Source organism: Pseudaeromonas sp. HNCC25DJ180 (assembly GCF_055413345.1).
This window is the reverse complement of sequence record NZ_JBVAYF010000001.1, coordinates 41,337-65,171: the sequence shown is the minus strand read 5'-3', so window position 1 is coordinate 65,171 and position 23,835 is coordinate 41,337. Positions and strand designations below refer to the sequence as shown.

17 protein-coding genes are annotated in these 23,835 nt (G+C 54.5%); 14 read left to right on the top strand and 3 right to left on the bottom strand.

Features of this window, described 5'->3' with window-relative positions:
- Positions 1 to 122 precede the first annotated feature (122 nt).
- The 5 genes from ACZYTD_RS00265 to ACZYTD_RS00245 all read left to right on the top strand — a co-directional run bounded on the left by ACZYTD_RS00265 (position 123) and on the right by ACZYTD_RS00245 (position 5,800).
- On the top strand, positions 123 to 653 hold the full coding sequence (locus ACZYTD_RS00265) for an FxsA family protein (RefSeq protein WP_463887671.1): 531 nt from the start codon (positions 123 to 125) through the stop codon (positions 651 to 653).
- 155 nt (positions 654 to 808) lie between these two features.
- The gene (locus tag ACZYTD_RS00260; RefSeq protein ID WP_463887669.1) at positions 809 to 1,102 is read left to right on the top strand and encodes a co-chaperone GroES; all 294 of its coding nucleotides are present in this window, start codon (positions 809 to 811) and stop codon (positions 1,100 to 1,102) included.
- A 54-nt stretch (positions 1,103 to 1,156) separates the two neighbouring features.
- A complete protein-coding gene (gene groL, locus ACZYTD_RS00255; RefSeq protein WP_463887666.1) occupies positions 1,157 to 2,794 on the top strand; it encodes a chaperonin GroEL in 1,638 nt (545 codons plus the stop codon).
- Between the two features lie 170 nt (positions 2,795 to 2,964).
- On the top strand, positions 2,965 to 3,924 hold the full coding sequence (locus ACZYTD_RS00250) for a class I SAM-dependent methyltransferase (RefSeq protein WP_463887663.1): 960 nt from the start codon (positions 2,965 to 2,967) through the stop codon (positions 3,922 to 3,924).
- Positions 3,925 to 4,471: 547 nt separating this feature from the next.
- Positions 4,472 to 5,800 (top strand): metal-dependent hydrolase family protein, encoded by a 1,329-nt coding sequence (locus tag ACZYTD_RS00245; protein WP_463887660.1) that lies wholly within the window; start codon positions 4,472 to 4,474, stop codon positions 5,798 to 5,800.
- Between the two features lie 163 nt (positions 5,801 to 5,963).
- Here ACZYTD_RS00245 and ACZYTD_RS00240 read toward each other — a convergent pair whose 3' ends face one another.
- Both ACZYTD_RS00240 and ACZYTD_RS00235 read right to left on the bottom strand, forming a co-directional pair.
- The gene (locus ACZYTD_RS00240; protein WP_463887658.1) at positions 5,964 to 6,482 is read right to left on the bottom strand and encodes a pilin; all 519 of its coding nucleotides are present in this window, start codon (positions 6,480 to 6,482) and stop codon (positions 5,964 to 5,966) included.
- A gap of 217 nt (positions 6,483 to 6,699) precedes the next feature.
- Positions 6,700 to 10,113, bottom strand: a complete 3,414-nt coding sequence (locus ACZYTD_RS00235) for an HD domain-containing protein (RefSeq protein WP_463887655.1) — start codon at positions 10,111 to 10,113, stop codon at positions 6,700 to 6,702.
- Positions 10,114 to 10,455: 342 nt separating this feature from the next.
- Here ACZYTD_RS00235 and ACZYTD_RS00230 point away from each other — a divergent pair, with 342 nt between their 5' ends.
- Together ACZYTD_RS00230 and ACZYTD_RS00225 are read left to right on the top strand one after the other, a co-directional pair.
- The gene (locus ACZYTD_RS00230) at positions 10,456 to 10,599 is read left to right on the top strand and encodes a hypothetical protein (protein WP_463887653.1); all 144 of its coding nucleotides are present in this window, start codon (positions 10,456 to 10,458) and stop codon (positions 10,597 to 10,599) included.
- A gap of 1,273 nt (positions 10,600 to 11,872) precedes the next feature.
- Positions 11,873 to 13,183 carry an MFS transporter gene (locus tag ACZYTD_RS00225; protein WP_463887650.1) on the top strand — a complete coding sequence of 437 codons (1,311 nt, stop codon included), beginning with the start codon at positions 11,873 to 11,875 and terminating at the stop codon, positions 13,181 to 13,183.
- Between the two features lie 62 nt (positions 13,184 to 13,245).
- Here ACZYTD_RS00225 and ACZYTD_RS00220 read toward each other — a convergent pair whose 3' ends face one another.
- Positions 13,246 to 14,478 carry a glycoside hydrolase family 26 protein gene (locus ACZYTD_RS00220; protein ID WP_463887647.1) on the bottom strand — a complete coding sequence of 411 codons (1,233 nt, stop codon included), beginning with the start codon at positions 14,476 to 14,478 and terminating at the stop codon, positions 13,246 to 13,248.
- A gap of 220 nt (positions 14,479 to 14,698) precedes the next feature.
- On the opposite strand from ACZYTD_RS00220, the gene prfC reads away from it, so the two are divergent.
- From prfC to serB, 7 genes are all read left to right on the top strand, one after another.
- Entirely contained in the window at positions 14,699 to 16,282 is a 1,584-nt protein-coding gene (gene prfC, locus ACZYTD_RS00215) for a peptide chain release factor 3 (RefSeq protein WP_463887645.1), read from the top strand.
- A gap of 295 nt (positions 16,283 to 16,577) precedes the next feature.
- The gene (locus tag ACZYTD_RS00210) at positions 16,578 to 18,644 is read left to right on the top strand and encodes an alkaline phosphatase (protein ID WP_463887642.1); all 2,067 of its coding nucleotides are present in this window, start codon (positions 16,578 to 16,580) and stop codon (positions 18,642 to 18,644) included.
- A gap of 102 nt (positions 18,645 to 18,746) precedes the next feature.
- A complete protein-coding gene (locus ACZYTD_RS00205) occupies positions 18,747 to 19,520 on the top strand; it encodes a TatD family hydrolase (protein ID WP_463887640.1) in 774 nt (257 codons plus the stop codon).
- A gap of 87 nt (positions 19,521 to 19,607) precedes the next feature.
- Positions 19,608 to 20,381, top strand: coding sequence for a deoxyribose-phosphate aldolase (gene deoC / locus ACZYTD_RS00200; protein WP_463887638.1), 774 nt, complete (start codon positions 19,608 to 19,610; stop codon positions 20,379 to 20,381).
- Positions 20,382 to 20,448: 67 nt separating this feature from the next.
- Positions 20,449 to 21,669 carry a phosphopentomutase gene (locus ACZYTD_RS00195; protein ID WP_463887637.1) on the top strand — a complete coding sequence of 407 codons (1,221 nt, stop codon included), beginning with the start codon at positions 20,449 to 20,451 and terminating at the stop codon, positions 21,667 to 21,669.
- A gap of 88 nt (positions 21,670 to 21,757) precedes the next feature.
- Positions 21,758 to 22,477: a purine-nucleoside phosphorylase gene (deoD, locus tag ACZYTD_RS00190; protein ID WP_463887636.1), complete on the top strand. Its 720-nt coding sequence runs from the start codon at positions 21,758 to 21,760 to the stop codon at positions 22,475 to 22,477.
- A 205-nt stretch (positions 22,478 to 22,682) separates the two neighbouring features.
- Positions 22,683 to 23,687, top strand: a complete 1,005-nt coding sequence (gene serB, locus ACZYTD_RS00185; protein WP_463887634.1) for a phosphoserine phosphatase SerB — start codon at positions 22,683 to 22,685, stop codon at positions 23,685 to 23,687.
- Positions 23,688 to 23,835: the final 148 nt, after the last annotated feature.

Here is a 23,835-nt window from a genome sequence, read left to right as displayed (position 1 = left end):
TAACACGCGGTGCCGGGGTCTGCCGGGAGTGTAAGACTCTCTGCCTCCGCATGCTTGAAACTTGACCGAGTTGACCCCATATCCCCATGATAGGGTCGATTCCGACTGATACTGAGGTAACTATGGGTAAGTTTTTTCTGGGGTTGCTGGGTCTCTTTTTTCTGGAGATCTGGGTGCTCATCAAGGTGGGCTCCAGTATTGGCGCTCTGACCACCCTGATCCTGATGGTGGTCGCCGCCCTGCTTGGTGGCCAACTGGTACGTAGCCAGGGGGTGGCCACTCTGCTGAATATGCAACAGCGCATGCAGCGTGGTGAAGCCCCGGCGGGTGATATGTTGCAGGGGATTTGGCTGGCGGTGGCCGGCTTCCTGTTTATCTTCCCGGGTTTTGTCAGCGATATTCTGGCCCTCTTGTTGCTGCAGCCGGCGATCCGCCGCCTGCTGACGCTGTGGCTGCTCAAACACTCCTTTAGCAAGATGCAGGCACATGGTGCTGCATTTAACAGCACGGCCTATACCCAAGCGGAAAAGCCGGTGTTTGGTGAGCAGCTCGCCGATACGACCGCTCAAGCGTCGGCGCCGACCGCGGGCGAGCCGGGCGCCACCAAGCCCCAAGGCACCACCATAGAGGGTGAGTTCGAGCGCAAAGAGTAGCCGGGCTCGTGGCTGCGGTGGGGGTAGCGCGCAAATTTTTTCACTCCGCCCCTTGAAGTGGCCAAAAGTGCCCCCAAATTGGTGGAGAACTCTATTTCCAATTCGGCCACTGCTGGCCGCGTTTAAGGTAACAACACTCATTAGGAGAGTTATCGATGAAAATCCGTCCATTACATGACCGCGTCATCATCAAGCGCACCGAAGTCGAATCTAAATCTGCTGGCGGTATTGTTCTGACTGGCTCTGCTGCCCAGAAGTCCACTCGTGGCGAGGTTCTGGCCGTGGGCACAGGTCGTATCCTGGACAGTGGTGAAGTGAAGCCGATGGCCGTTAAGGTCGGTGATCAAGTGATCTTCAACGAAGGTTACAACGTCAAGACCGAGAAGCTGGATGGTCAGGAAGTGCTGATCCTCTCCGAGACCGACATCCTGGCTATCGTAGAAGCTTAAGCCCAACCGGTTAGCTCTTTACCTTTACCTCCCAAGATTTAAGGATTTTAAGACATGGCTGCAAAAGACGTACTGTTTGGTAACGATGCTCGTGTGAAGATGCTTGAAGGCGTCAACGTACTGGCTAACGCCGTTAAAGTGACTCTGGGCCCGAAAGGCCGCAACGTGGTGCTGGACAAGTCTTATGGCGCACCGCTGATCACCAAAGATGGCGTCACCGTTGCCAAAGAAATCGAACTGGAAGACAAGTTCCAGAACATGGGCGCCCAGATGGTCAAGGAAGTTGCTTCCCAGGCCAACGATGCCGCCGGTGACGGCACCACCACCGCCACCGTACTGGCTCAATCCATTGTCACCGAAGGGCTGAAGGCCGTCGCTGCCGGCATGAACCCGATGGATCTGAAGCGCGGTATCGACAAGGCGGTTATCGCTGCCGTTGAAGAGCTGAAGGCACTCTCCGTGCCTTGCGCCGACACCAAGGCTGTGGCTCAGGTTGGTACTATCTCCGCCAACTCTGACGCTACCGTGGGTAACCTCATAGCTGAAGCGATGGAAAAGGTCGGTCGTGACGGCGTCATCACAGTAGAAGATGGTACCGGTCTGCACGATGAACTGGATCTGGTAGAAGGGATGCAGTTTGACCGTGGTTACCTCTCACCCTACTTCGTCAACAAGCCGGAAACCGGTGCCGTTGAACTGGAAGATCCGTTCATCCTGCTGGTAGACAAGAAGATCTCCAACATCCGCGAAATCCTGCCTGTGCTTGAAGGCGTCGCCAAGTCCGGCAAGCCGCTGATGCTGGTGGCCGAAGATGTCGAAGGCGAAGCCCTGGCGACTCTGGTGGTCAACACCATGCGCGGTATCGTCAAGGTTGCTGCCGTCAAGGCACCGGGCTTCGGTGATCGTCGCAAGGCCATGCTGCAAGATATCGCCATCCTGACGGCCGGTACTGTTATCTCTGAAGAGATCGGTATGGAGCTGGAGAAGGCGACGCTGGAAGATCTGGGTCGCGCCAAGCGCGTGGTCATCACCAAAGACAACACCACCATCATCGATGGCGCCGGTGAAGTCTCGGCCATCGAGTCTCGTGTGGCGCAGATCCGTCAACAGATCGAAGACTCCACTTCTGATTACGACAAAGAGAAGCTGCAAGAGCGCGTAGCCAAGCTGGCTGGCGGCGTTGCGGTGATCAAGGTTGGCGCAGCCACCGAAGTCGCCATGAAAGAGAAGAAGGCCCGCGTTGACGATGCCCTGCACGCTACCCGTGCGGCCGTTGAAGAGGGCGTGGTTGCCGGTGGTGGTGTCGCGCTGGTGCGTGTCGCTGCCAAGCTGGTGGATCTGAAGGGTGACAACGAAGATCAGACCGTTGGTATCCGTGTAGCCCTGCGCTCCATGGAAGCCCCGCTGCGTCAGATCGTCGCCAACGCCGGTGAAGAGCCCTCTGTTGTGGCCAACCGTGTACGTGAAGGTGAAGGTAACTTCGGTTACAACGCCGCCACCGAAGAGTATGGCGATATGCTGGCTATGGGTATCCTGGATCCAACCAAGGTGACTCGCTCTGCCCTGCAGTTCGCAGCCTCCGTCGCTGGCCTGATGATCACCACAGAGTGCATGATCACCGACCTGCCGAAGAAGGATGCCCCATCTGCCCCGGATATGGGCGGCATGGGTGGCATGGGCGGCATGATGTAATTCGCTAGCTCACGCTAAGATGTTGAAAAAAGGCCGGTTTTTAACCGGCCTTTTTTTATTTTCTGACTTTTGCCGTCATCTTCTAAGTTGTGCGATTGGGCCATAGCCCAATACCCAGTGGGAAAAGGGGTCGTTTTCCACCCGCCTATCTTTGATATGATGAGCCAAATATGACTCAGGGATGGCGGTCGATGAAGGTTCAATCATATGCGGAGCAGTGGCAGTGGATACAAAATGACGCCACCCTGGATGAACTAATTGCCAGATATCCCCAAGAGTGGGAGCGGGTGGATGCTGAATTGTTTGGCATTTATTCCACGGGCGATATGGGGGAGCTGCAAAAATATATTAAACGCGCATCCCATCACTCGACTCTGGCCCTCGGAAGTGTGCGGAAAAACCCGGGTTGCAGTAAGGCGTGGCAAACGGCAGTGCCGGGAATGGTGCGAAACCGGTTGATCTCGCTAGCCATTAAAAACCGCTTGTTGAAAATATCGACCGGGGTGTCTCATGGCAAGGTGCGCTTTAACTACTTCAATGGCTACATAGCGCAAAAACTGCTCTTTGCTTATGATTTGAAGCGAAAGCCGGTCTCCCTGTTCTGGTTTCGAATTATTTGGCCGCTGCTGTGGCAAAAACGTTTTCTTATGCCGTTAGTGCAGCCTAAGGGGATTTACTGTTTCTATTCCCGACGCTTGATTGCCGAACTGGCTCATTTGATGCGGGAAAAGGCTTGTCTTGAAATAGCGGCGGGTGATGGAACCTTGACCGAGTTTCTAACCGAGGCAGGCGTTAATATTGTTGCTACCGATAACTACAGTTGGGGACATGCCATTGCCTATCCCGACAGGGTTATCAAAATGGATGCTCAGGCGGCGTTAAAACAATATCAGCCAGAGGTGGTTATCTGCTCTTGGCCTCCGGCCGATAATCCGTTCGAAGAGGCGATATTCAATACCGCAAGCGTCAAGTTATACATAGTGATTGGCAGTCTACACCAACATGCGTCCGGTAATTGGCGTGAGTATCTGGCTCAGAGCGGTTTTACCATGACGACATCGCCACACCTTAGTCGTTTGGTATTGCCTCCGGAGTTAGATAACGCCGTCTATCTCTTCAGCCGCAAGTAGGCCGAGTGATCATGGTTAAATGACACTTATGCCACTCCTGTGAGGGGATGCGGGGGCTCCAGCCTGTTTGTATCGCAAAGGGCTCTCCTGCCATTATGCCCTGAGATCTTAGTCGGGGGCATTGCCGCAGGCCCAGCCCATCGACTCGCCCAAGGCCCCCTCCCGCCTTTCCCCTTGAAATGCATGACACTTTCGAAAGTGCCGTGCCCTCATTCTCTCTTGCCAGATGACAATAAGCCGGCTCGTGACTGTTGATTGCGGATGTGTTCATAAGGCGCTCTCCGCCGTGCCTGTGTTGCCGTCACTTACTGAGTTGGGTGTCCTGTCGGGGCGTTTCTCATTTTTGCCTCTGGTCGCCGCCGTGCGACCCAGTCGGGCCCTGCCCATATTCCATGCCGCTTTCCCGATGAAATTACCAGGAATGCTATACAGTTCAGGTCATTAGACCCGAGTGTGGTGAGACAATGGCCAATTTGGCGCACCCTGTTGTGCCCCTTCGTTACCACCAGGCCGTGTGGCCCACTTATTGAGGATATGAGCCATGTGCATGCCACCGAAACCCGCAGTCCCGAGCTCGCCTGTCGTTCCCCCGGCGTCCGCGCCTGCCTGGGTGATCTTTGAAAATGTCCGGATCTTTAACGGCAGTGGTGCCCCCTTATCCGGGCCGTCCAATGTGCTGGTGGTCGGCAATCTCATCAAAACCATTACCACAGCCCCCATCACCATAGAGCCTGGCGTCGCGGTCACCCGCATCGATGGCCATGGGCGAACCCTGATGCCGGGGCTTATCGACGCGCACTCGCATATCGCTATGATGGCGGTATCCATGAACGAGGCGCTGAATGCCGATATCGGCTATGTGCACATCGCTGCCGGGCAGGCCGCTGAGGCCATGCTGCTGCGGGGCTTTACCACGGTGCGGGACATGGGAGGCCCCTGTTTTGGTCTTAAGAGTGCCATCGATCGCGGTCTCATCATGGGGCCACGGATCTTCCCGTCAGGGACGCTTATCTCCCAGACTGGTGGGCACGGCGACTTTCGTCCCGCCACCGAGATCCCCAGAGCCGAGGGTGATCCGCTGGGCTATGCGGAGCGCATCGGTCTGTCGGCCATCGCCGATGGCCCGGACGAGGTGCGCCGCCGGGTGCGCGAGAATTTGATGAAGGGGGCAAGCCAGATCAAACTCACGGCGGGGGGCGGGGTTGGCTCAGCCTACGATCCCCTCGATGTCAGCCAGTTTTCCGCTGCCGAATTGCATGCGGCAGTGGAGGCAGCCGAGAACTGGGGAACTTATGTGACAGTGCATGCCTATACGCCGCGCGCTATCCGGGTGGCAATTGAAGCGGGCGTGCTCTGTATCGAGCATGGACAGCTGGTGGATGAAGCCACGGTACAACTGATGGCCGAGAAGGGGATCTGGTGGTGCCTGCAACCGCTGCTGGATGACGCAGACTGGACCCCCCTGACCGATAGCCGGCGGGTAAAACAGCTGGCCGTGGCCCATGGCACCGACATCGCCTACGCGCTGGCCAGAAAATACCGCATCAAGACGGCCTGGGGCACAGACATCATCTTCAGTCCCGAGCTGGCCTCAAGCCAGGGAGAAATGCTGGCCAAGCTGGTGCGCTGGTACACCCCCGCCGAGGTGCTGGCGATGGGTACCGGCGACAACGGGCAACTGCTGGCGTTATCCGGCTTGCGCAGCCCCTACGAGGGCAAGCTGGGCGTTGTCGAGGAGGGGGCGCTCGCCGATCTGCTGCTGGTGGAGGGGGATCCGGTGGCGAACATCAAGTTGATTGAAGATCCGGCCAGGAATTTTCTGGTCATCATGAAGGATGGGCAGATTTACAAGGACCTCACACCATCCCTGGCGTGACGCTCCCTTTTGCGGTCATCCTGACCGCGCACCGGTTACATCCGGCCCGGCAGACGGCTTCGGGTTTGGGTGATGATGGGCAAATGCTAGAAACACAGTCTGTCCCGTAGGGTGGGCTGAGTTGAGCGAAGCCCGCCGAGCATAACGGCGAGCTCCCTGAGCTTTACCCTGCGACGGGTTCAGGTTTAAAACCCGGTTTATAGTCGCAGCTGGCTATAACCTTGGCAATATCGGCGAAGTCGGGGCTGACACAGTGCCATTGCAAACCGGCTGTCTGCGCATGGGAGATATCCGGGATGAAATAAATGATGCCATTCTTGATGCCGGATTGTTCGTTATACACAATCTTCACCGCGCCTTGGGCGACGACTTCGGCGGACTCCACCACATCACCATCATTGGCAAATTCGCTGGGCGCGGGTAAGCCAATGGTTTTATTGCTTTTGGGCAATGTATCGTTCGTTTGCCAATAGACCTCGATGGCGGTCTGGAAGCGTCTGGCGATCTCGAATCCATTGACGATGTTGGCTTGCGCCCTGATGGCATCTATCTGCTGCGCATCCATCTTTTCCGTCATGGAGGTCGGTTTTTCGATGAACTTATAGAGAAAGATGGCTGCCAACACTGCCAGGAACGTAATGGCGAAGTGAAGGAGGTATTTGCTGAGGTTTCCGGTTTTCATGATAAACGTCCTTGTTGGTGCTGGTCTGGGGGTAATGAGTGCAGCATCATCGCAGTCATGGAGGCTGTATTTCGCATAATGATATTTGCTATTGCGATATTATAAATGAGGTGGTTGTTTTTATATAAAATATTGTTTCGGCAATGTTGTCTGTGTGCTAATGTGTTTGATAGTCGCATCTATGCCTCCCAATGCAAGGCAAAATAAATTTTACATTTTAAGTGTTTTGTGGCTTAACCATAGGCGTGCCATCAAGGAATTTAAAATTGTAATCTGAATGTTCTTTCCAAAATTCGCAAGACAGCAATTCAACCATGGTATTTCTTTTTTGAATGCCAGCCTTTATTAGAGTGTTTTCTTTGGATACTCCCGTAATCAGGATGCTCCAACCTTCTTTCACTCCTCTGACATAATCAGGATCTTTCTCTACGTATCTATTCAATTCTTTTTCTTCATTCATGGTCAAAGCTCGCGGGTTAATAAATGCAAGGAGAACAAATTTGTTTTTGCTGTCCCACGCTGGATTTATTTCAGATAATTGGAAGGCTCCTCGGTTTGTGTCAAAACCGTAAATGAACGCCTTTTGACCAAGTAGTGAATTTGAATTAAACATGCCTAGATCTTGTTTAATTAAGATCGGGTCTTGATTAAAAAATGCTCCTATCCCATTGGAGTAACTATTTACACGATATACTCTACCTTGTATTATCTCTTCTCTCTCATCCTTACTTATTGCCTCAAATAAACAGTTTGGTACAACAGGTAGTAGGTTGGAAATGATATCATAATCATGTAAAACCGCATGATTCCAATCATCAGCACGAACTAACTCTTCATAATGCCTATTATCCTCCCAACTAAACTGGGTTGTCTGACAACCTCTATCTGAGGTAACTTCAATGATATTTTCTTTGACGGCAAGGTGACCAGCGCTCAACAATTTACCTTTGAGTAAAACCTGAGATATAAGGCTTAAGTTTGGATTATTTGGGTGTTCTATTGATGTTTTGGTGCTGCGTGTAAAATCACGAATGCTCATATCTTTAGATGTAAATCCTCCAGTTTTTGGAAGGATAATATCGCCAAAGTTTGTGTCTAATAGTTTATCGATAAATACAGGGCACCCCTTGCCAAACCTTGAGAATATATATTGCCAAATCAGGTTGCATTCATTGGAGTCAGCATTAATGTCATGCGATGAAATATGTAGCTGAACGGTGTCTATAATTTTTCCATATGCTATAGTTAAAAGTTCTTCATATACTTGAGCCAACTGTGGCCACTTTGTGATCGATGTTCTGTCAACAGATAGTTGAGGTCGTTCTGCTCCGGTATAGTTAACAACACCAGTCGTTTGAAGAACATTAAGACTACTATTGCACTCATTCATGCTCCCAAAGTCAGTAAAAATGACAATGCCGTCAATGCAAATCCCATGGCCAAATATTATTGGATAAAGCCACAATGATTGAATATTTTCTGCAAATGGAAAATCAGCTGTTGGTAAGTTTAAATGTGTGGTGTAGAACGTGCCGTCAATCTCTGCGGATATTATATAGGGCGTAATAAATGGATAAACATCGGAATAATTAAGTCTCATGGGTTCATTCCAATGGCGGTGTTTAATCGAATAATCGATAATTTCTAAATCTTCATCTTTAAGTCCAATTTTTTTGTAATCAAACGGCTCTGGGCATTTTGGTATCAAGAAGCGATTATTGCCATCATCAATTACTGTGACGTGAATGTTTGGCGCTGGAATTTTCACAAATTTCTGCACAATGTAAAACAGATGGTGTTTTATGTCCTTTAAATAGCATTCATAATGTTTTAACTGCTTGGGTAAATGATTAATATCAATGTTGCATATATATGTAATCCCTCGCTTTTCATGCGGTGTATTAATTAGTTCGCTAGCAACGCTTTCGTGTAAAAGAATTTTTACAATTGTGCCAGATGAGCCAATTATTTCCCTATCGGCCTTTGTGATGTTTTTATAGTAGAAGCTTTCATGAGGGCCATCAATAGTACATGAAATGAGTTCGCCTTCTGACTCTTTTGTTAGTATGTCAATTTGGGAACCTATCATAAAACAAGAAAGAATGCCGATGCCGAATTGTGAGGTCGGTGTAAACCCCCCGTTCCATCTTGCCTGCTGTTTGTAAAACTCTGATGACTTATAGAATGAATTCCCAATATTCAAAAGGAATTTTTCTATAACATATTCACTCATGCCTATACCTGAGTCTTTACAGTAAAGATACGTTTTATTACCCATTCTGTGAAGGCCAAACTCAATTGAACAGTCGCCACTTATATCTTTTGATTTTAGGCGCTCCTGTAAACATTTGCATGCATCCAGTGAGTTTTGATATAACTCTCTTAAACATGCATACTTTTCCTTGTATAATCCAACCCCCATCAATAGTTCAATAATTTTCCGTTGATCAAGTTTGAATTTCAATCCCATTTTGGGTGTGAAAACATCCTTGTCATACTCAATGCTCTCGCGATTAACCTTTTCAGGTAGTTCGTATTTGTACTGACCGTTCCAATAACGACTTAATCGATGATAGTTTTGCAACTCTTCATCAATCCAATCGATATAATCCTGAAGCATGAAGTAATGATGGGGTTGCTCACAGAATGCCTGAAATGAAATTTCATTGTTGCTAATGCCATAGTTGACGCTATTGTTTTTTATAGCCCATTGCTGGTAGCTGTAATTCGATGCAAACTGCTTAGATGAGCTAATGGCTACGGGTGCCCTATCGAAGCTATAATGGATGATATCTCCAAGCCGAAGCATCATGGCAACAAACTGAAGATTCACATTTTCCGTCCCAGAATATCTTGTGTTTGTTTTTAAATTTTCTATATAGGTAATGTTTTCACCATGCGAACGGCAAATGTGTGCCAGGTCCAATGCAATATGTTTAGCCGAGATGGCGGGTGATAGATGAGTCCCAAAAAATGGAATCATATTTCTTATGTATTGTTCTATTCGTATGTGATGATTTTTTCTGATAAATTCCACTCGAATTTTATTATTTAATTGTCCGAAGTCGTCGCTTGACTGAATCTGTTCAAAGTCCAGTTTATAGCCGTTCCTAAATTCCTGATAATCTGTTAGTAGTTCAGCAAGTTCCGTATACCATTCGGCTTCAATTGATGGCGCAAACCACCACCCCGAATTAAATGTGAAATCTGAACACCCTGCAATTTCAATTATTGCCTTGGCGATGGTGAATGGTGGTTTTAAATCATTTCTTAAAGAGCTCTTGTTTTTAAAATATTCATCCGTACCCTCTGTAAACTCAAAAAGTTTAATCTCCCATTCTGATGGAGCCATCGCGCAATCATGTAAGTATGCTGATGTTTGCAACAAGAAAAGTTCATATATAGAAAGCCTATTTATATTTTCTTCACCAATTAGCTCTTCAATGTTTTTAACAACTCGATCACTATGGCTTTCATCGTGCAGATCAAATTCTGTTAATACTGCTATCACTCGTTTTAGATGCTCTCGCGCTCTACTAATAATTTCTTCTGCCAAATTTGATAGGTTCAGTGCGATTGTGCTTGTCTCTTCGCTACCTATTCGACTCTTAAGTGTTTCACTGATTATCACTTTATTTCCCTGCCTGAATTTATTTGTGAATGTTATTACATCATACCTGCGAGTATTTTAGCGCTCATGTCGAGATCGAATAATCCGAAATAGATAGGAGAATATTCCTACACTTCATTTGATAAATTTGGGGAAAATAACTAATACAAGACGTAGGTTTTTTCTCAACCACCCACTGAACTTTATAAGTTGAATGTGGTTCTCTTATGCAAGCGCGAGTCTTATGCGAGCACAATTTTTGTTGTTACGGGCTAAGAGCGAGATGTTGAATGAGCAACCGTCATAGCTACCGCATGGTTTGCGGCTACCACAGTACCAGGGTCTCATCTGGGTGGTGCTGTTATGGCTGACAGTGATCTTGAGAAATCTGATTTCATACGCTACCTCACTTTTCCCATCGGGGAAAATGGATTCACCTGGGCTGGGTCACATTTTGACCGCCAATTGGGGATTCAGGGCTTGTTGCTTTCCATCATCCAAGCCTAATGGCCCTATGTGAGCAATGACGCTGCGCTAATGGCCCCAACAAGCGCTTGGCTCTTCACCCTGAAGCCATCACCCAAGCCCAAAGCCGTCTGCCGGGCCGGGTGGCGGGGTGAACGTAGCCGGTGCGCGGTCAGGATGACCGCAAAAGGGAGCGTCACGCCAGGGATGGCGTGTGGCTCCCGGCCGGTGAAGATCAGCCCAGAGCCCGGGGCTTTCCCGGCAGTCGGCATACGCCCAGCCGCAGGATTGTTAAGGGCCAAATCGGGGTTTGGACGGGATTGATTATCCCGGCCCCGATTTGGCGCGAGGGCAGGGACAGCCCGAGTGGACTGCGAAGCCATGGATGGCGTAGCGAGGCCTTTTCCCCCTTAACCCGCCCCCGCCAACAGCAGGTTGGCAAATCGCCATTGCCGATGAGGGCGGAACCGGATCAATCCGGAACCATCTATAAAATCAACAAATTAGAACGCGAATAGAGCCCCTTCGACAGGCTCAGGGTGAACGGTTGGTGTCGTTGTCAACGATTCCAGACCCGATAAGCGCGACCCCCTCCCGGCCTCCCCCTTGAAAAGGGGGAGGAGTAAAGCCAAAACATCGCGAGCTTCGCTTGCTCCACAGTTGCTCCATATGACGCCAGTGATAATTGCAAGTTCACCCCAGAGCCCGGGGCTTTCCCGGCAATCGGCATAAACCCAAGGCCAGGGGTCAAGGGGGCAGGGCCTTTTGCCCCCTTGCCGCCCCGCCAACAGCAGGTTGGCAAATCACCATTGCCGATGAGGGCGGAACCGGATTAATCCGGAACCATCTATAAAATCAACAAATTAGAACGCGAATAGAGCCCCTTCGACAGGCTCAGGGCGAACGGTGGATGTCGTAGTCAACGATTCCAGACCCGATAAGCGCGACCCCCTCCCGGCCTCCCCCTTGAAATGGGGAGGAGTAAAGCAAAAGCTAGCGGCGTGTACCAATCGGTAGACGCATCGCACAGCAACAGCATGGCGAGCCGTATCCCCGGAGCTTGATAGCCCGTCATCACCCTCCATGCGTGTGATTACGCTGTGCTAATACGCACCTACAAGAGCAATAGCCCTATGCCCGTGGCGAGTATTGGGCTGGGGATTCAAGGGGCATAGACTATGCCCCTCACGCCGCCTGCCGGAGGTGGACACACCCGCCACAAGCTGCAAGGCCATATTGCAGATCCCGCGATTTACACCCTTACGCCTCAGGTGCATAGTAGCCACTACCAAAATGCTATAGGAAACATAAGGATATGTTGCACTCCATCTCGACTCCGGCCAGGAAACTGAACCGGCAAGATTTCAAGACCCTTGCCTTGGCGGCCTTGGGCGGGGCGCTGGAGTTTTACGACTTCATCATCTTTGTCTTTTTCGCCGTGGTCGTCGGTAACCTCTTCTTCCCGCCCGATATTCCAGAGTGGCTGCGCCAGTTCCAGACCTTCGGCATCTTTGCCGCCGGTTATCTGGCTCGTCCACTGGGCGGCATCATCATGGCGCACTTTGGCGACAAGATTGGCCGCAAGCGCATGTTTACCCTGAGCATCTTCCTGATGGCCGTCCCCACGCTGCTCATAGGTCTGCTGCCCACCTATGCCATGGTGGGGATCGCCGCTCCCGTGCTCTTGCTGGGGTTGCGCATACTGCAGGGGGCAGCGATCGGTGGTGAAGTGCCCGGCGCCTGGGTCTTTGTGGCCGAGCATGTGCCCGCATCCCGGGTCGGCTTGGCGTGCGGCATTCTGACCTCAGGCTTGACGGCGGGTATCTTGCTCGGCTCACTGGTGGCGACCCTCGTCAACACTCAGCTTGCACCGGAGCAGGTCACCCTGTGGGGTTGGCGTCTGGCCTTCTTGCTGGGTGGGGTATTTGGCATCATCGCCATGTATCTGCGTCGTTGGCTCCATGAGACTCCTGTCTTTGCCGAGCTGCAGGCGCGCAAGGCGTTGGCTGCCGAGATGCCGCTCAAGGCCGTGCTGCGTGAGCACAAGGGGGCGGTAGTGGTTTCCATGCTGTTAACCTGGCTGCTCTCGGCCGGGATAGTGGTAGTTATCTTGATGAGCCCCACCTACCTGCAGAAGGTGTATGCCATTACCGCCCCTGAGGCGCTGGAGGCGAACTCGCTGGCGATTGTCGCTCTGACGCTGGGCTGCATAGTGGCGGGGCGGCTGATCGATGCCATAAGGAGCGGCTGGACCTTTGTCTGTGGCTCTCTGGCACTGGCCTTGAGCACCTGGAACTTTTATAGCGGTTTGCAAAGTGGTACCGACACTTTGCTGCTGAACTATGCCTTGGCTGGCTTTTGCGTGGGGATAGTCGGGGCCGTGCCCTATGTGATGGTCAATGCCTTCCCGGCGCCCGTGCGCTTCTCCGGGCTCTCTTTCTCTTACAACGTGGCGTATGCGGTGTGTGGTGGCCTGACGCCCATGCTGGTGACCCTGGGTCTGCAGCAAGATGTGCTGGCTCCGGCCTACTATGTGGTGAGTCTGAGTGGCTTGGGGCTGGCTATCGGCCTCTACTTGTTGGGGCGGCAGCGAGCCTATACCCGGTTGGCGGTGCAGCGCGTTTAATCGTTCAAGGTAAAAACAAGGAGCCCAAACGGGCTCCTTGGCTTTTAGAGGGCATGAGTGTGCTAGTGGCTATGGCTGCTGGGGTCTACCCGGCTTCGCGTCACTATGGCGCCATTTTGCATCAGTTCCACTGTGTGCTGGTTGCCAACCAGAGACTGGTGTTCGCGGCTGCCATCGGCATTGTTCCAGTCATGCCAGCTGACCCAGTAGGCGATGGCGGGGTAGTTGGCTAACACCTGAGCGTAGCTGCGGGTGTCGAAGCTGCCTGCCGTGGCGGCCTTACCGGCTATGGTGGGGCCATATTCGCCCATCCCCAGGGGTTTGCCGAACTGGCGGTAGCTCGGGTAATCATCTATGGAGAGGGTATCGTCATAACGGGTTCCGGCGACCACATCCACGTAGTCGCTGCCTGGGTAGCACCAACCCACCGGCTTGATGCCATAGCTTTCGTCTGTGGTCAGTGGGCCGCGATTGGGTGAGTAGACCCAGAGCAGGTTGTGTAGCCCCTTCTCTTGGGTGAAGTAGCGATACATCTGCTGCCACACCTGGATGTAGCCGCTGCAACTTTGCGGTTCACTGCTGATCCCCCACCAGAACCAGCTACCGTTCATCTCCTGCATTGGTCGCCATAAGACGACTACTCCCGCCGCCTGCAGCTCCTGCAGTGCCGTGGCGATGCGATCCAGTTTTCTCTGCCAGATAGGTTGGATCTGTGTGCCCGCCGTGGCCAGATCGGCCAGTTTTACCTGGTTCATGTCACCGCCATAGGTACGGGTGAGATCGCCGCCACCAGGGTGATTACTCAAGTCACTCTCATCATTCCACCAGGGGTTATTGGGGCTCCAGTTGATGGTGATGAGGCCGCCCGCTTGCCAGTGTTCGAGCAACTTCTGGTTGGCATTGGCCAACTGTTCCGGGGTGAAGATGGCATCGTATTCGTAGTCCAGACCGAGCAGCGCAGGCGCCTCGCCTGTCTGCTGCTCCAGTGCCGCAATCAGGGCGCTATAACCAAATGGACCGCTGCTATTGAGGATTTGATCCCCATGCCCGCTATTTTGGCCTGCTATTACCCCGGGACGGCTATCGTTGCTGAGGTCTGCCAGGTAACGCATGACGGCCTGAGTGGTGGGGGTAGCTGCCGGATCGCTGGTCTGGGCTGTGGCGCTGATCGATACCGGGGGCGCTACAACTTTGGTGGGGCTATCCCCGCCGCCACAGCCACTCAGGCCAGCAGTAGTGGCACTCATAGTCAGTAAGAGGGTGAGGGTGCGATAGCAACGGATTTGGTTGGACATGGCTTCTCCAGGGCGGGTGTTAATCTTGGTGTGCGCTAGTTTGCCCTCCTCCTAGTGTAAAGACTCAATGGGCGCTCACAAAATGGACGTTTTCGCCGTCATGAGTTGACTCTATCGAGGATAATCAGGGGCCCCCACCATTTCCTTGGGCAAAAACTGCCCTTGGTTTATAATCCGCGGCCATATTCCTTGTGTTATTGCCAGTTAGCGGGACCTTTTAATGTCTGAGTTCCTCAATGAGGTGGGCAAACGCCGCACCTTCGCCATCATCTCCCACCCCGATGCGGGTAAGACCACCATCACAGAGAAGGTGCTCTTGTTCGGAAACGCCATTCAGCGCGCCGGTACTGTCAAGGGCCGAGGCTCGGGGCAACATGCCAAGTCTGACTGGATGGAGATGGAAAAGGAGCGGGGCATTTCGGTCACCACCTCTGTGATGCAGTTCCCCTACAACGACTGTCTGGTCAACCTGCTGGATACCCCGGGTCACGAAGACTTCTCCGAAGATACCTACCGTACCCTGACGGCGGTGGACTGCTGCCTGATGGTCATAGACGCCGCCAAAGGGGTCGAAGATAGAACCCGCAAGCTGATGGAAGTGACCCGCTTGCGCGACACCCCCATCATCACCTTCATGAACAAGTTGGACCGCGAAGTACGCGACCCCATGGAGGTGCTGGATGAGGTGGAGAACGAGCTGAAGATCCTCTGCGCGCCGATCACCTGGCCCATCGGCTGTGGCAAGCAGTTCAAGGGGGTCTATCACCTCTACAAGGACGAGATCTACCTTTACCAGTCCGGTCAGGGCCACACCATTCAGGAGAAGCGCATCATCAAGGGGTTGGATAACCCGGCGCTGGACAAGGCGGTGGGCGAAGATCTGATTGACCAGTTGCGCGAGGAGTTGGAGCTGGTGCAGGGCGCCTCCCACCAGTTCGATCTGGACGCCTTCCGCAAGGGCGAGATGACGCCGGTGTTCTTCGGTACCGCACTGGGTAACTTCGGTGTGGATCATATGCTCGATGGCCTCACCGAGTGGGCGCCAGCGCCCATGCCGCGTACCTCCGACAGCCGGGTGGTTGATGCCACCGAAGAGAAATTCACCGGCTTCGTCTTCAAGATCCAGGCAAACATGGATCCCAAGCACAGAGACCGCATCGCCTTCATGCGGGTGGTCTCCGGCAAGTACGAGAAGGGGATGAAGATGCGTCATGTGCGCATCGGCAAGGATGTGAACATCTCCGATGCCGTCACCTTCATGGCCGGCGACCGGGAGCAGGCCGAAGAGGCCTACCCGGGGGATATTATCGGTCTGCATAACCACGGCACCATACAGATAGGCGATACCTTCACCCAGGGTGAGGATATGCGCTTTACCGGTATCCCCAACTTTGCACCGGAACTGTTCCGCCGTATCCGGCTGCGGGATCCGCTCAAACAGAAGCAGCTGCTCAAGGGGCTGGTGCAGCTCTCCGAAGAGGGGGCGGTGCAGGTGTTCCGTCCCATCGAGAACAACGATCTCATCGTCGGTGCCGTGGGGGTGCTGCAGTTTGACGTGGTGGTCTCGCGCCTCAAGAGCGAGTATGGCGTCGAGGCGCTCTATGAGGCGATCAACGTCAGCACCGCCCGCTGGGTAGAGTGCAAGGATGGCAAGAAGCTTGACGAGTTCGAGCGTAAGTGTGCCATCAACCTGGCGCTGGATGGCGGTGACAACCTCACCTATATAGCCCCGACCATGGTCAACCTCAACCTGACCATGGAGCGCCACCCGGATGTGGTGTTCCACAAGACCCGGGAACATTGATCCGAGCCAGCGAAGTGGCAATGAAGAGGGCGGCCTTAGGGTCGCCCTTATTTTTGGAGCCAATTGATAAAATAGTCAAAATTTGCATCACTCCACGATTTAGACTCATTAGTGTAACGATGATCGTAAATCATATGTAAAGATGGGTAAGGGTATGTAATCACCACTGAAAGTAGGTGAACTTTATTTGCCATCCCTCTTCCGTCACAGGCCAAGATGTTTGCCCCATCCTCTTGGGTGGATGTTGAGCATGGAAGCGTGACCCAATTTGAACATGACATGGAGTGTTTTTCAGATGCACAAGCCCCTATTGACCCTAAGCTTGCTGGCATTGGCCATACAGGCGCATGCCGGTCCCATTCGTCCAGTTGTCACGGCCACCCCAGAGGCAGGCCGCTATACCACAGTTCAGAATGTAAAGTTGAACGTCGGCAGCCCCTCTTCCGTGGTTTATTTCACCACGGATGGTTCGCTTCCTAGCAAGAGTTCGCCCCGCTATCAGGGGCAGGCAATTCAAGTTGTTGATCGCCTAACGGCAGGCAATGACATGCTGATCCGTACGCTCACTTATGATGCCAATGGAAACGGGGCTCGCCACACGTTTGCCTATTTGATCAAAGGTGATAACACCGCGCCAGTTGTCACGGCGAGTGTTCCAACCGGTAGCTATCCGGCAGAGCAGAGCATTACCCTGAGTGTCACCGATGATCAGGACAAGGCTCCTGTACTCTATTTCACCACGGACGGGTCACTGCCTAGCAAGAACTCGCCGCGCTATCAGGGACAAGCCCTGCTGGCTAAGGATGTGAAGAGTCAGGGGACTGATTTCTTCCTCAAGGCACTGGCCTACGATGCCAGTGGTAATGCCAAACGCTACCTCTTTACCTACAAGATTGAAGCTCAGAGCCAACCCAAGCTGGCCAAGAACGTGATCCTGATGATCAGCGATGGCACTAGCTGGAACTCATGGGAGATGGCCGCTAATTACCAGCAGGGGGTAAAGACCAACGATCTGGCGATCTACAAGCAGATGCCGGTGCGTCTGGGCATGACCACTTTCCCTCTCAACACCAGTAACAATCCCACCAATGATGATATCGCCGTGGGCAGCTATGATGCCGCCAAGGCCTGGGATCCTAAGATTGGCACCCCTTGGGATGAGAAGTACAAGACGGCTATCGAAGGTTATAAGTATCTGCGCACCAATGTCACCGACTCAGCGGCCGCAGGTTCAGCCATGGCATCGGGCCATAAAACGTACAACAATGCCATCAACTATGATAACCACGGCAAGCCGCTGCCGTTTGTGACCAAGGCGCTCAAACAAGCTGGCAAAGCCACAGGTGTGGTCACCTCGGTGCAGTTCTCCCATGCCACTCCGGCGGCGTTTGCTACCAATGATCTCTCTCGTAAGAATATGCAGGGCATAGCCTCGAGCATGCTGCTGAATAATGCCGTTGACCTCATCATGGGCACCGGTCATCCAGACTTTGACGGCAATGGTACGGATCTCACCAAGCTCAATAGCACCCAGTGTGCGGCAAGCTGGGCGTGTCAAAATCGCTTCGATACCGTGAGTGAACAGACCTGGCAGCAACTAAAAGCCGGTACGCTCAAAGCCTCTGGCGCCTCTGCTACTTGGACTCTGCTGGAAGAGAAGGCCGATTTCGAGCTGTTGGCGGCGAATAATCTGAAGGTGGCTGGCCCGCTCATCGGTGTGCCCAAAGTGCGCTGGACCCTGCAGCAGGGTCGCGAAGAGGCGGTGCTGGGTAAGGATCCGAGCCAACCGAGCGGAGTGAAGAAGATAGCTTCAGTTCCCGATCTGGCGACCCTGAGTGAAGGGGCGCTGAACTATCTAGCTAAGGACAAGGACGGCTTCTTCATGATGATCGAAGGGGGGGCCGTGGATTGGGCGGCTCACGCCAACCAGAGTGATCGCATCATAGAGGAGGGGATGGACTTTAATGCTGCAGTGGCCAAGGTTCAGGCCTGGGTCGAGAAGAACAGCAGCTGGGATGAGACGTTGCTCATAGTGACCACCGACCATGGCAATGCTCTGCCGCTAAGCCCGGCTTCTGATAGCGTGGCCTTTGATGCGGTTAAAAATGCCGGTCAAGGCAATCTGCCACAAGCTCGCTACTGGACTGATCAGCATACCAACGAGATAGTCCGTCTCTGGGCCAAGGGGGCCGGCAGCCAGTTTGGGGCCGCCTACGTTCGCGGTGTGGATCCTGAATTTGCCAAGGTTGTCGGGCAGAACCAGAACGGTGGCTATATCGACAACACCGATATTGCTAACTGGATTTATGCCAGTTTGAACGGTGCGGCCAGTGGTGCGGTAAGTAGTGCCCAGCCTAACTGATAGGCTATCGTCTGTATCAGAGGGCTGCCGCAAGGCAGCCCTTTTGCTTTCTGGCCTGGCGTGGTTCACTCTCAAGTTAACCTTGGCTTACGGAGCGAGAGCGTGCTGACCGATACCCATGTTCATCTGGATCAGAGCGAGTATGCCGCAGATCTGCCGCAGGTGCTGGCGCGCAGCCGGGCCGCCGGGGTGACGCGCTGGATTGTGCCGGCCATCGCCTCGCGCGATTGGGCGGGGTTTCCTGGGCTGGCGGCAACGCATTCCGGACTCTATTTTGCTCTGGGGCTACACCCCTGGTTTTTGGCCGCTGAGCCGGAGTCAGCCCTGGTGGAATTGGCTACCCTGCTGCGCTTGGCGCCCTATGGCTTGGTAGCGATCGGTGAGTGCGGGTTGGATGGAGCCATAGCGGTGCCCATGCCGTTGCAACTGCACTATCTCGAGCGCCAGTTGCAACTGGCCTGTGAGCTGACGTTGCCGCTGATCCTGCACTGTCGGCGCGCTCATAACGAGTTGTTGGCCCTGCTGGGGCGCTATCGTCCGGCCCGCGGCGGCGTGATCCATGGCTTCAGTGGCTCCCGCCAGCAGGCCGAGCAGTACTGGGCCCTGGGTTTTCATCTGGGCGTGGGGGGCGTCATCACCTATGAACGGGCCCAAAAGAGTCGCCGGGCCATAGCCGCACTGCCGCTGACGGCTCTGCTACTGGAAACCGATGGCCCCACCATGCCGCTTTGTGGCTATCAGGGGGAGCGCAACGAGCCGGCCCGAGTGGCCCAGGTATTGGCCGAGCTGGCGCAGCTGCGCTGTGAGCCGGAAGCCGAGTTGGCGGCGCAAATCGAGCGCAATGTGGCGCGGCTGTTTGCCCTGCCGATGACCTGATGGGGTTGGGCAAGGAAAAGTGCTTGTGTCCTTGGCCGGAGGGCGTGGCATAGTGCGTTAACACCAATGGATGGGATGGAGCGAGTAATGAGCGAGTTACAACCAGCGGCCCTGCGAGCCCTTAAGCTGATGGATTTGACCAGCCTCAATGATGACGATAACGATGGCAAGGTGATGGCCCTGTGCCAGCAGGCTCGGAGTCCGGCCGGTTTCACGGCCGCCGTCTGTATCTATCCCAGATTCATCCCCTTGGCGCGCCAGAGCCTGCGCGAGCTGGGAGCCGAGGTGGTGCGCATCGCCACCGTCACCAACTTCCCGCAGGGTAACCAGGATATCGACATCGCCGTGGCCGAGACCCGGGCCGCTGTGGCCTATGGCGCCGATGAGGTGGATCTGGTCTTTCCCTATCGCGCCCTGCTGGCGGGTGATGAAGCGGTCGGTTTCGAGCTGGTCAAGGCCTGTAAGGCGGCCTGTGGTGATGCCGTATTGCTTAAAGTGATTATCGAAAGCGGGGAGCTCAAGAGCGAGGCGCTGATCCGTCGGGCCGCCGAGCTTGCCATCGATGCCGGGGCCGACTTTATCAAGACCTCCACCGGCAAGGTGCCAGTCAATGCCACCCTGGAGGCAGCTCGAATCATGCTGCAGGTGATCAAGGAAAAGGACCCCCACGTCGGCTTCAAGGCCGCCGGGGGGGTGAAGGATGCCGCTCAGGCGGCCGAGTACCTGGCGCTGGCCGATGAGATCATGGGGGAGGGGTGGGTAAGCCAGCGTACCTTCCGCTTTGGTGCCTCCAGCCTACTCGCGAGTCTGTTGGCGACGCTGGGCCATGGTTCAACCCCATCCGGGACGAGCGGTTACTGAGTCCTGGGTTAGCGCAGCAAAACATGAGTGAGCCTTTGGGCCTGAACAGTGAGAGATGAGTAACCCCATGAAACGCACCTTTATCTTGATGATGGACTCTGTTGGCATAGGTGGCGCGACTGATGCGGCGCACTTTGGTGATGCCGGCGCCAATACCTTGGGCCATATTGCGGCGGAATGTGCTGCGGGCCGGGCTGATGTGGGCCGCCAGGGCCCCTTGCATATCCCCAACCTGACCCGCCTGGGATTGGCACACGCCTGTGCTGCCAGCTGCGGCGAGTTTCCGGCCGGGCTGGATAGCCATGTCACTCCCCAGGCGGCCTATGGTTATGCCCAGGAGATCTCCTCGGGCAAGGATACCCCCTCGGGTCACTGGGAGATGGCGGGTGCCCCGGTACTGTTTGAGTGGGGTTACTTCCACGATAAGCAGAACAGCTTTCCCCAGGCCTTGCTGGAGGCGCTGGTGCAGAAGGGGCAGCTGCCTGGCTACCTGGGAAACTGCCACTCCTCCGGTACCGTCATCCTCGATGAGCTGGGCGAAGAGCATATGCGCAGTGGTAAGCCCATCTTCTACACCTCGGCTGATTCCGTGTTCCAGATCGCCTGTCATGAAGAGAGCTATGGCCTGGAGCGGCTCTATGCGCTGTGCGAGCTGGCACGCGAGGAGCTGACCCTGGGCGGTTACAACATAGGGCGGGTGATTGCCCGCCCCTTCAGCGGAACGAAACCCGGTGAGTTTCAGCGCACCGGCAATCGTCATGACTATGCGGTGACCCCCCCCATGCCCACCCTGCTCGACAGGATGCAGGCCGCCGGTGGCCAGGTCATCGCCATTGGCAAGATCTCCGATATCTATGCCGGTTGTGGGGTTACCGCCAAGGTGAAGGCCACGGGCCTCAGCGAACTGTGGGATGTCACTCTGGCCCAGTTAACGGCGGCGCCCGATCAGAGCCTGATCTTCACCAACTTTGTGGATTTTGACTCGACCTATGGTCACAGACGGAATGTGGCGGGCTATGCTCAAGCATTGGAGTATTTTGACTCGCGCCTGCCTGAGCTGCTGAGCCAACTGGGGGCGGGGGATCTGGTCGTGCTGACCGCGGATCATGGTTGTGACCCCACCTGGTCGGGTACCGAGCATACCCGGGAGCGGGTGCCGGTGATCTTTACCGGGGCTCAGATAGTTACTCAGGCACTGGGGTTGCGCACGACCTTCGCCGACATAGGCCAGAGCATTGCCAGTTACCATGGCTTACCGGCGCTGGCGTATGGCAAAAGCTTTATTTGAGTATCTCCGTTATGGCATGTTTCACTAGGCCGCCCTGTGCCGGCCAAGCTAAACTCGAACACAATCAGGGTTCATAAGGATACCAGTTATGCCAACACCTCATATCAACGCCCCCGAGGGCGCCTTTGCCGATGTGGTCCTGATGCCTGGGGATCCGCTGCGCGCCAAGTACATAGCCGAGACCTTCCTGGTTGGGGCGCAGCTGGTCACCGATGTGCGCAATATGTATGGCTACACAGGCAGTTACAAGGGACGTCGCATCTCGGTCATGGGCCACGGCATGGGGATCCCCTCCTGCTCCATCTATACCAAGGAGCTCATCACAGAGTATGGCGTGACGACGCTGATCCGGGTCGGTTCCTGCGGCGCGGTGCGTGACGATGTCAATCTGCGCGATGTGGTGATTGGCATGGGTGCCAGTACCGATTCCAAGGTTAACCGCATCCGTTTCAAGGATCATGACTTTGCCGCCCTGGCTGACTTCGATCTGGTGCGCCATGCGGTGGATGCGGCCAAGAAGCTGGGAATTGCGGTCAAGGTGGGCAACCTCTTCTCCGCCGATCTCTTCTATAACCCGGATGTGGCCATGTTCGATGTGATGGAGAAGTACGGCATTCTGGGGGTGGAGATGGAAGCTGCCGGTATCTACGGGGTGGCGGCCGAGTTTGGTGCCAAGGCGCTGACCATCTGTACCGTATCGGATCATATCAAGCGCCATGAGCAGACCAGCGCCGAGGAGCGCCAGCTTACCTTCAACGAGATGATCGAGATTGCGCTCGAATCTATTCTGCTAGGCGACCAGGCCTAAGCCGCGTATGCACAGATGACGGGAGGCCTTGGCCTCCCGTGGTTTTTGGCCACCTCAATACTCTGGCTACGTCAGCCAACGAGCCCTGCTCTTGGCGTGCCAAGCTTGCCTGTTGCCCCGTCTGCCGTTACCCTGAGCCCTCTTGTAAGCCATGTCTGAACATGGTGAGTTGTATGTCTCAGGCCACAGGGAGTCGTCACGCCAGATGCTGTTTTCACACTTGCCCCAACACCTTGCCAGTTGGCAGCCCTTGCTGGCTGCAGCCCCCCTCTACCATGCTGTCGATGGTGCCCTGCAACCCTTGGCTCATCTGACACATAACGGCGGTTATGTGGTGCTACTCGGTGAGCAGTTGACCCGTACCGAGGTGGAGCAACTGCTGGTCGAGCTGGCGCGCCGTGAGCTGGAGTGGAACCTGCTGACCCCCTTTACGCTGGCGGAGGTCCAGGTGCTGGTGTTGGCGCTGAACCGCCACGACCCCGAGCTGGCGCTCTGGCTCAAGAACCAGGCATGGCCCATTGATGGCATGCATGTGGAGCGTCTGCCGCGTCTGGATGAGCCGGGTCTCATCCTGATGGATATGGACTCTACCGCCATCCAAATCGAGTGCATCGACGAGATCGCTCGCCTGGCTGGGGTGGGGGAGCAGGTCTCTGCTGTCACCGCAGCAGCCATGCAGGGCAAACTGGAGTTTGCCGACAGTCTGCGCAATCGGGTCGCCCTGCTCAAGGATGCCCCGCTCTCTATTCTCGATACCGTGGCAGAGAACATCCCCCTGATGCCCGGGCTCACTCTGCTGGTGGATAACGCCAAGGCCGCGGGCTGGAAGGTGGCGATTGCCTCCGGTGGCTTCACCCGCTTTGCTGGCAAGTTGCAGCAGGATCTGGGGCTGGATCATATCGAGGCCAACGAGCTGGAGTGTGAGGGCGATAAGCTGACCGGCCGGGTGTTGGGGCGGATCGTCGATGCCCAGGTCAAAGCCCACACCCTGGAGCTGCTGCGCGAGCGTTACGGCGTGGCCCAGAGCCAGACTGTCGCCATCGGCGATGGTGCCAATGACTTGCCCATGCTGAAATTGGCAGCTCTGGGCGTGGCCATTCATGCCAAACCCATAGTGCGGGAACAGGCGCAGGTGGCCATTCGTCATCAGGATCTGGAAGCCGTGCTCTGCCTGTTGCAGGCCGGTAGTGCGATAGCCGCCCTGGCCTGATCCGCAACAGGATGGGCGTTCCCCTTTCCGCTTTTTGCTAGCTATCGGCAGCCATCTGCCGATAGCCAGTGTCTACTTGCTGCCCGAGCTTAATTGGTTTGCCTGCTGTGGCTCTCCAGTTGGCTGGAGGGCTCGCCCTTCTTGGTGA

Coding starts and splice junctions, on each gene's coding strand:
- ACZYTD_RS00265 (WP_463887671.1), top strand. CDS start 123: ATGGGTAAGTTTTTTCTGGGGTTGCTGGGTCTCTTTTTTCTGGAGATC.
- ACZYTD_RS00260 (WP_463887669.1), top strand. CDS start 809: ATGAAAATCCGTCCATTACATGACCGCGTCATCATCAAGCGCACCGAA.
- groL (WP_463887666.1), top strand. CDS start 1,157: ATGGCTGCAAAAGACGTACTGTTTGGTAACGATGCTCGTGTGAAGATG.
- ACZYTD_RS00250 (WP_463887663.1), top strand. CDS start 2,965: ATGACTCAGGGATGGCGGTCGATGAAGGTTCAATCATATGCGGAGCAG.
- ACZYTD_RS00245 (WP_463887660.1), top strand. CDS start 4,472: ATGCCACCGAAACCCGCAGTCCCGAGCTCGCCTGTCGTTCCCCCGGCG.
- ACZYTD_RS00240 (WP_463887658.1), bottom strand. CDS start 6,482: ATGAAAACCGGAAACCTCAGCAAATACCTCCTTCACTTCGCCATTACG.
- ACZYTD_RS00230 (WP_463887653.1), top strand. CDS start 10,456: ATGGCTGACAGTGATCTTGAGAAATCTGATTTCATACGCTACCTCACT.
- ACZYTD_RS00225 (WP_463887650.1), top strand. CDS start 11,873: ATGTTGCACTCCATCTCGACTCCGGCCAGGAAACTGAACCGGCAAGAT.
- ACZYTD_RS00220 (WP_463887647.1), bottom strand. CDS start 14,478: ATGTCCAACCAAATCCGTTGCTATCGCACCCTCACCCTCTTACTGACT.
- prfC (WP_463887645.1), top strand. CDS start 14,699: ATGTCTGAGTTCCTCAATGAGGTGGGCAAACGCCGCACCTTCGCCATC.
- ACZYTD_RS00210 (WP_463887642.1), top strand. CDS start 16,578: ATGCACAAGCCCCTATTGACCCTAAGCTTGCTGGCATTGGCCATACAG.
- deoC (WP_463887638.1), top strand. CDS start 19,608: ATGAGCGAGTTACAACCAGCGGCCCTGCGAGCCCTTAAGCTGATGGAT.
- ACZYTD_RS00195 (WP_463887637.1), top strand. CDS start 20,449: ATGAAACGCACCTTTATCTTGATGATGGACTCTGTTGGCATAGGTGGC.
- deoD (WP_463887636.1), top strand. CDS start 21,758: ATGCCAACACCTCATATCAACGCCCCCGAGGGCGCCTTTGCCGATGTG.
- serB (WP_463887634.1), top strand. CDS start 22,683: ATGCTGTTTTCACACTTGCCCCAACACCTTGCCAGTTGGCAGCCCTTG.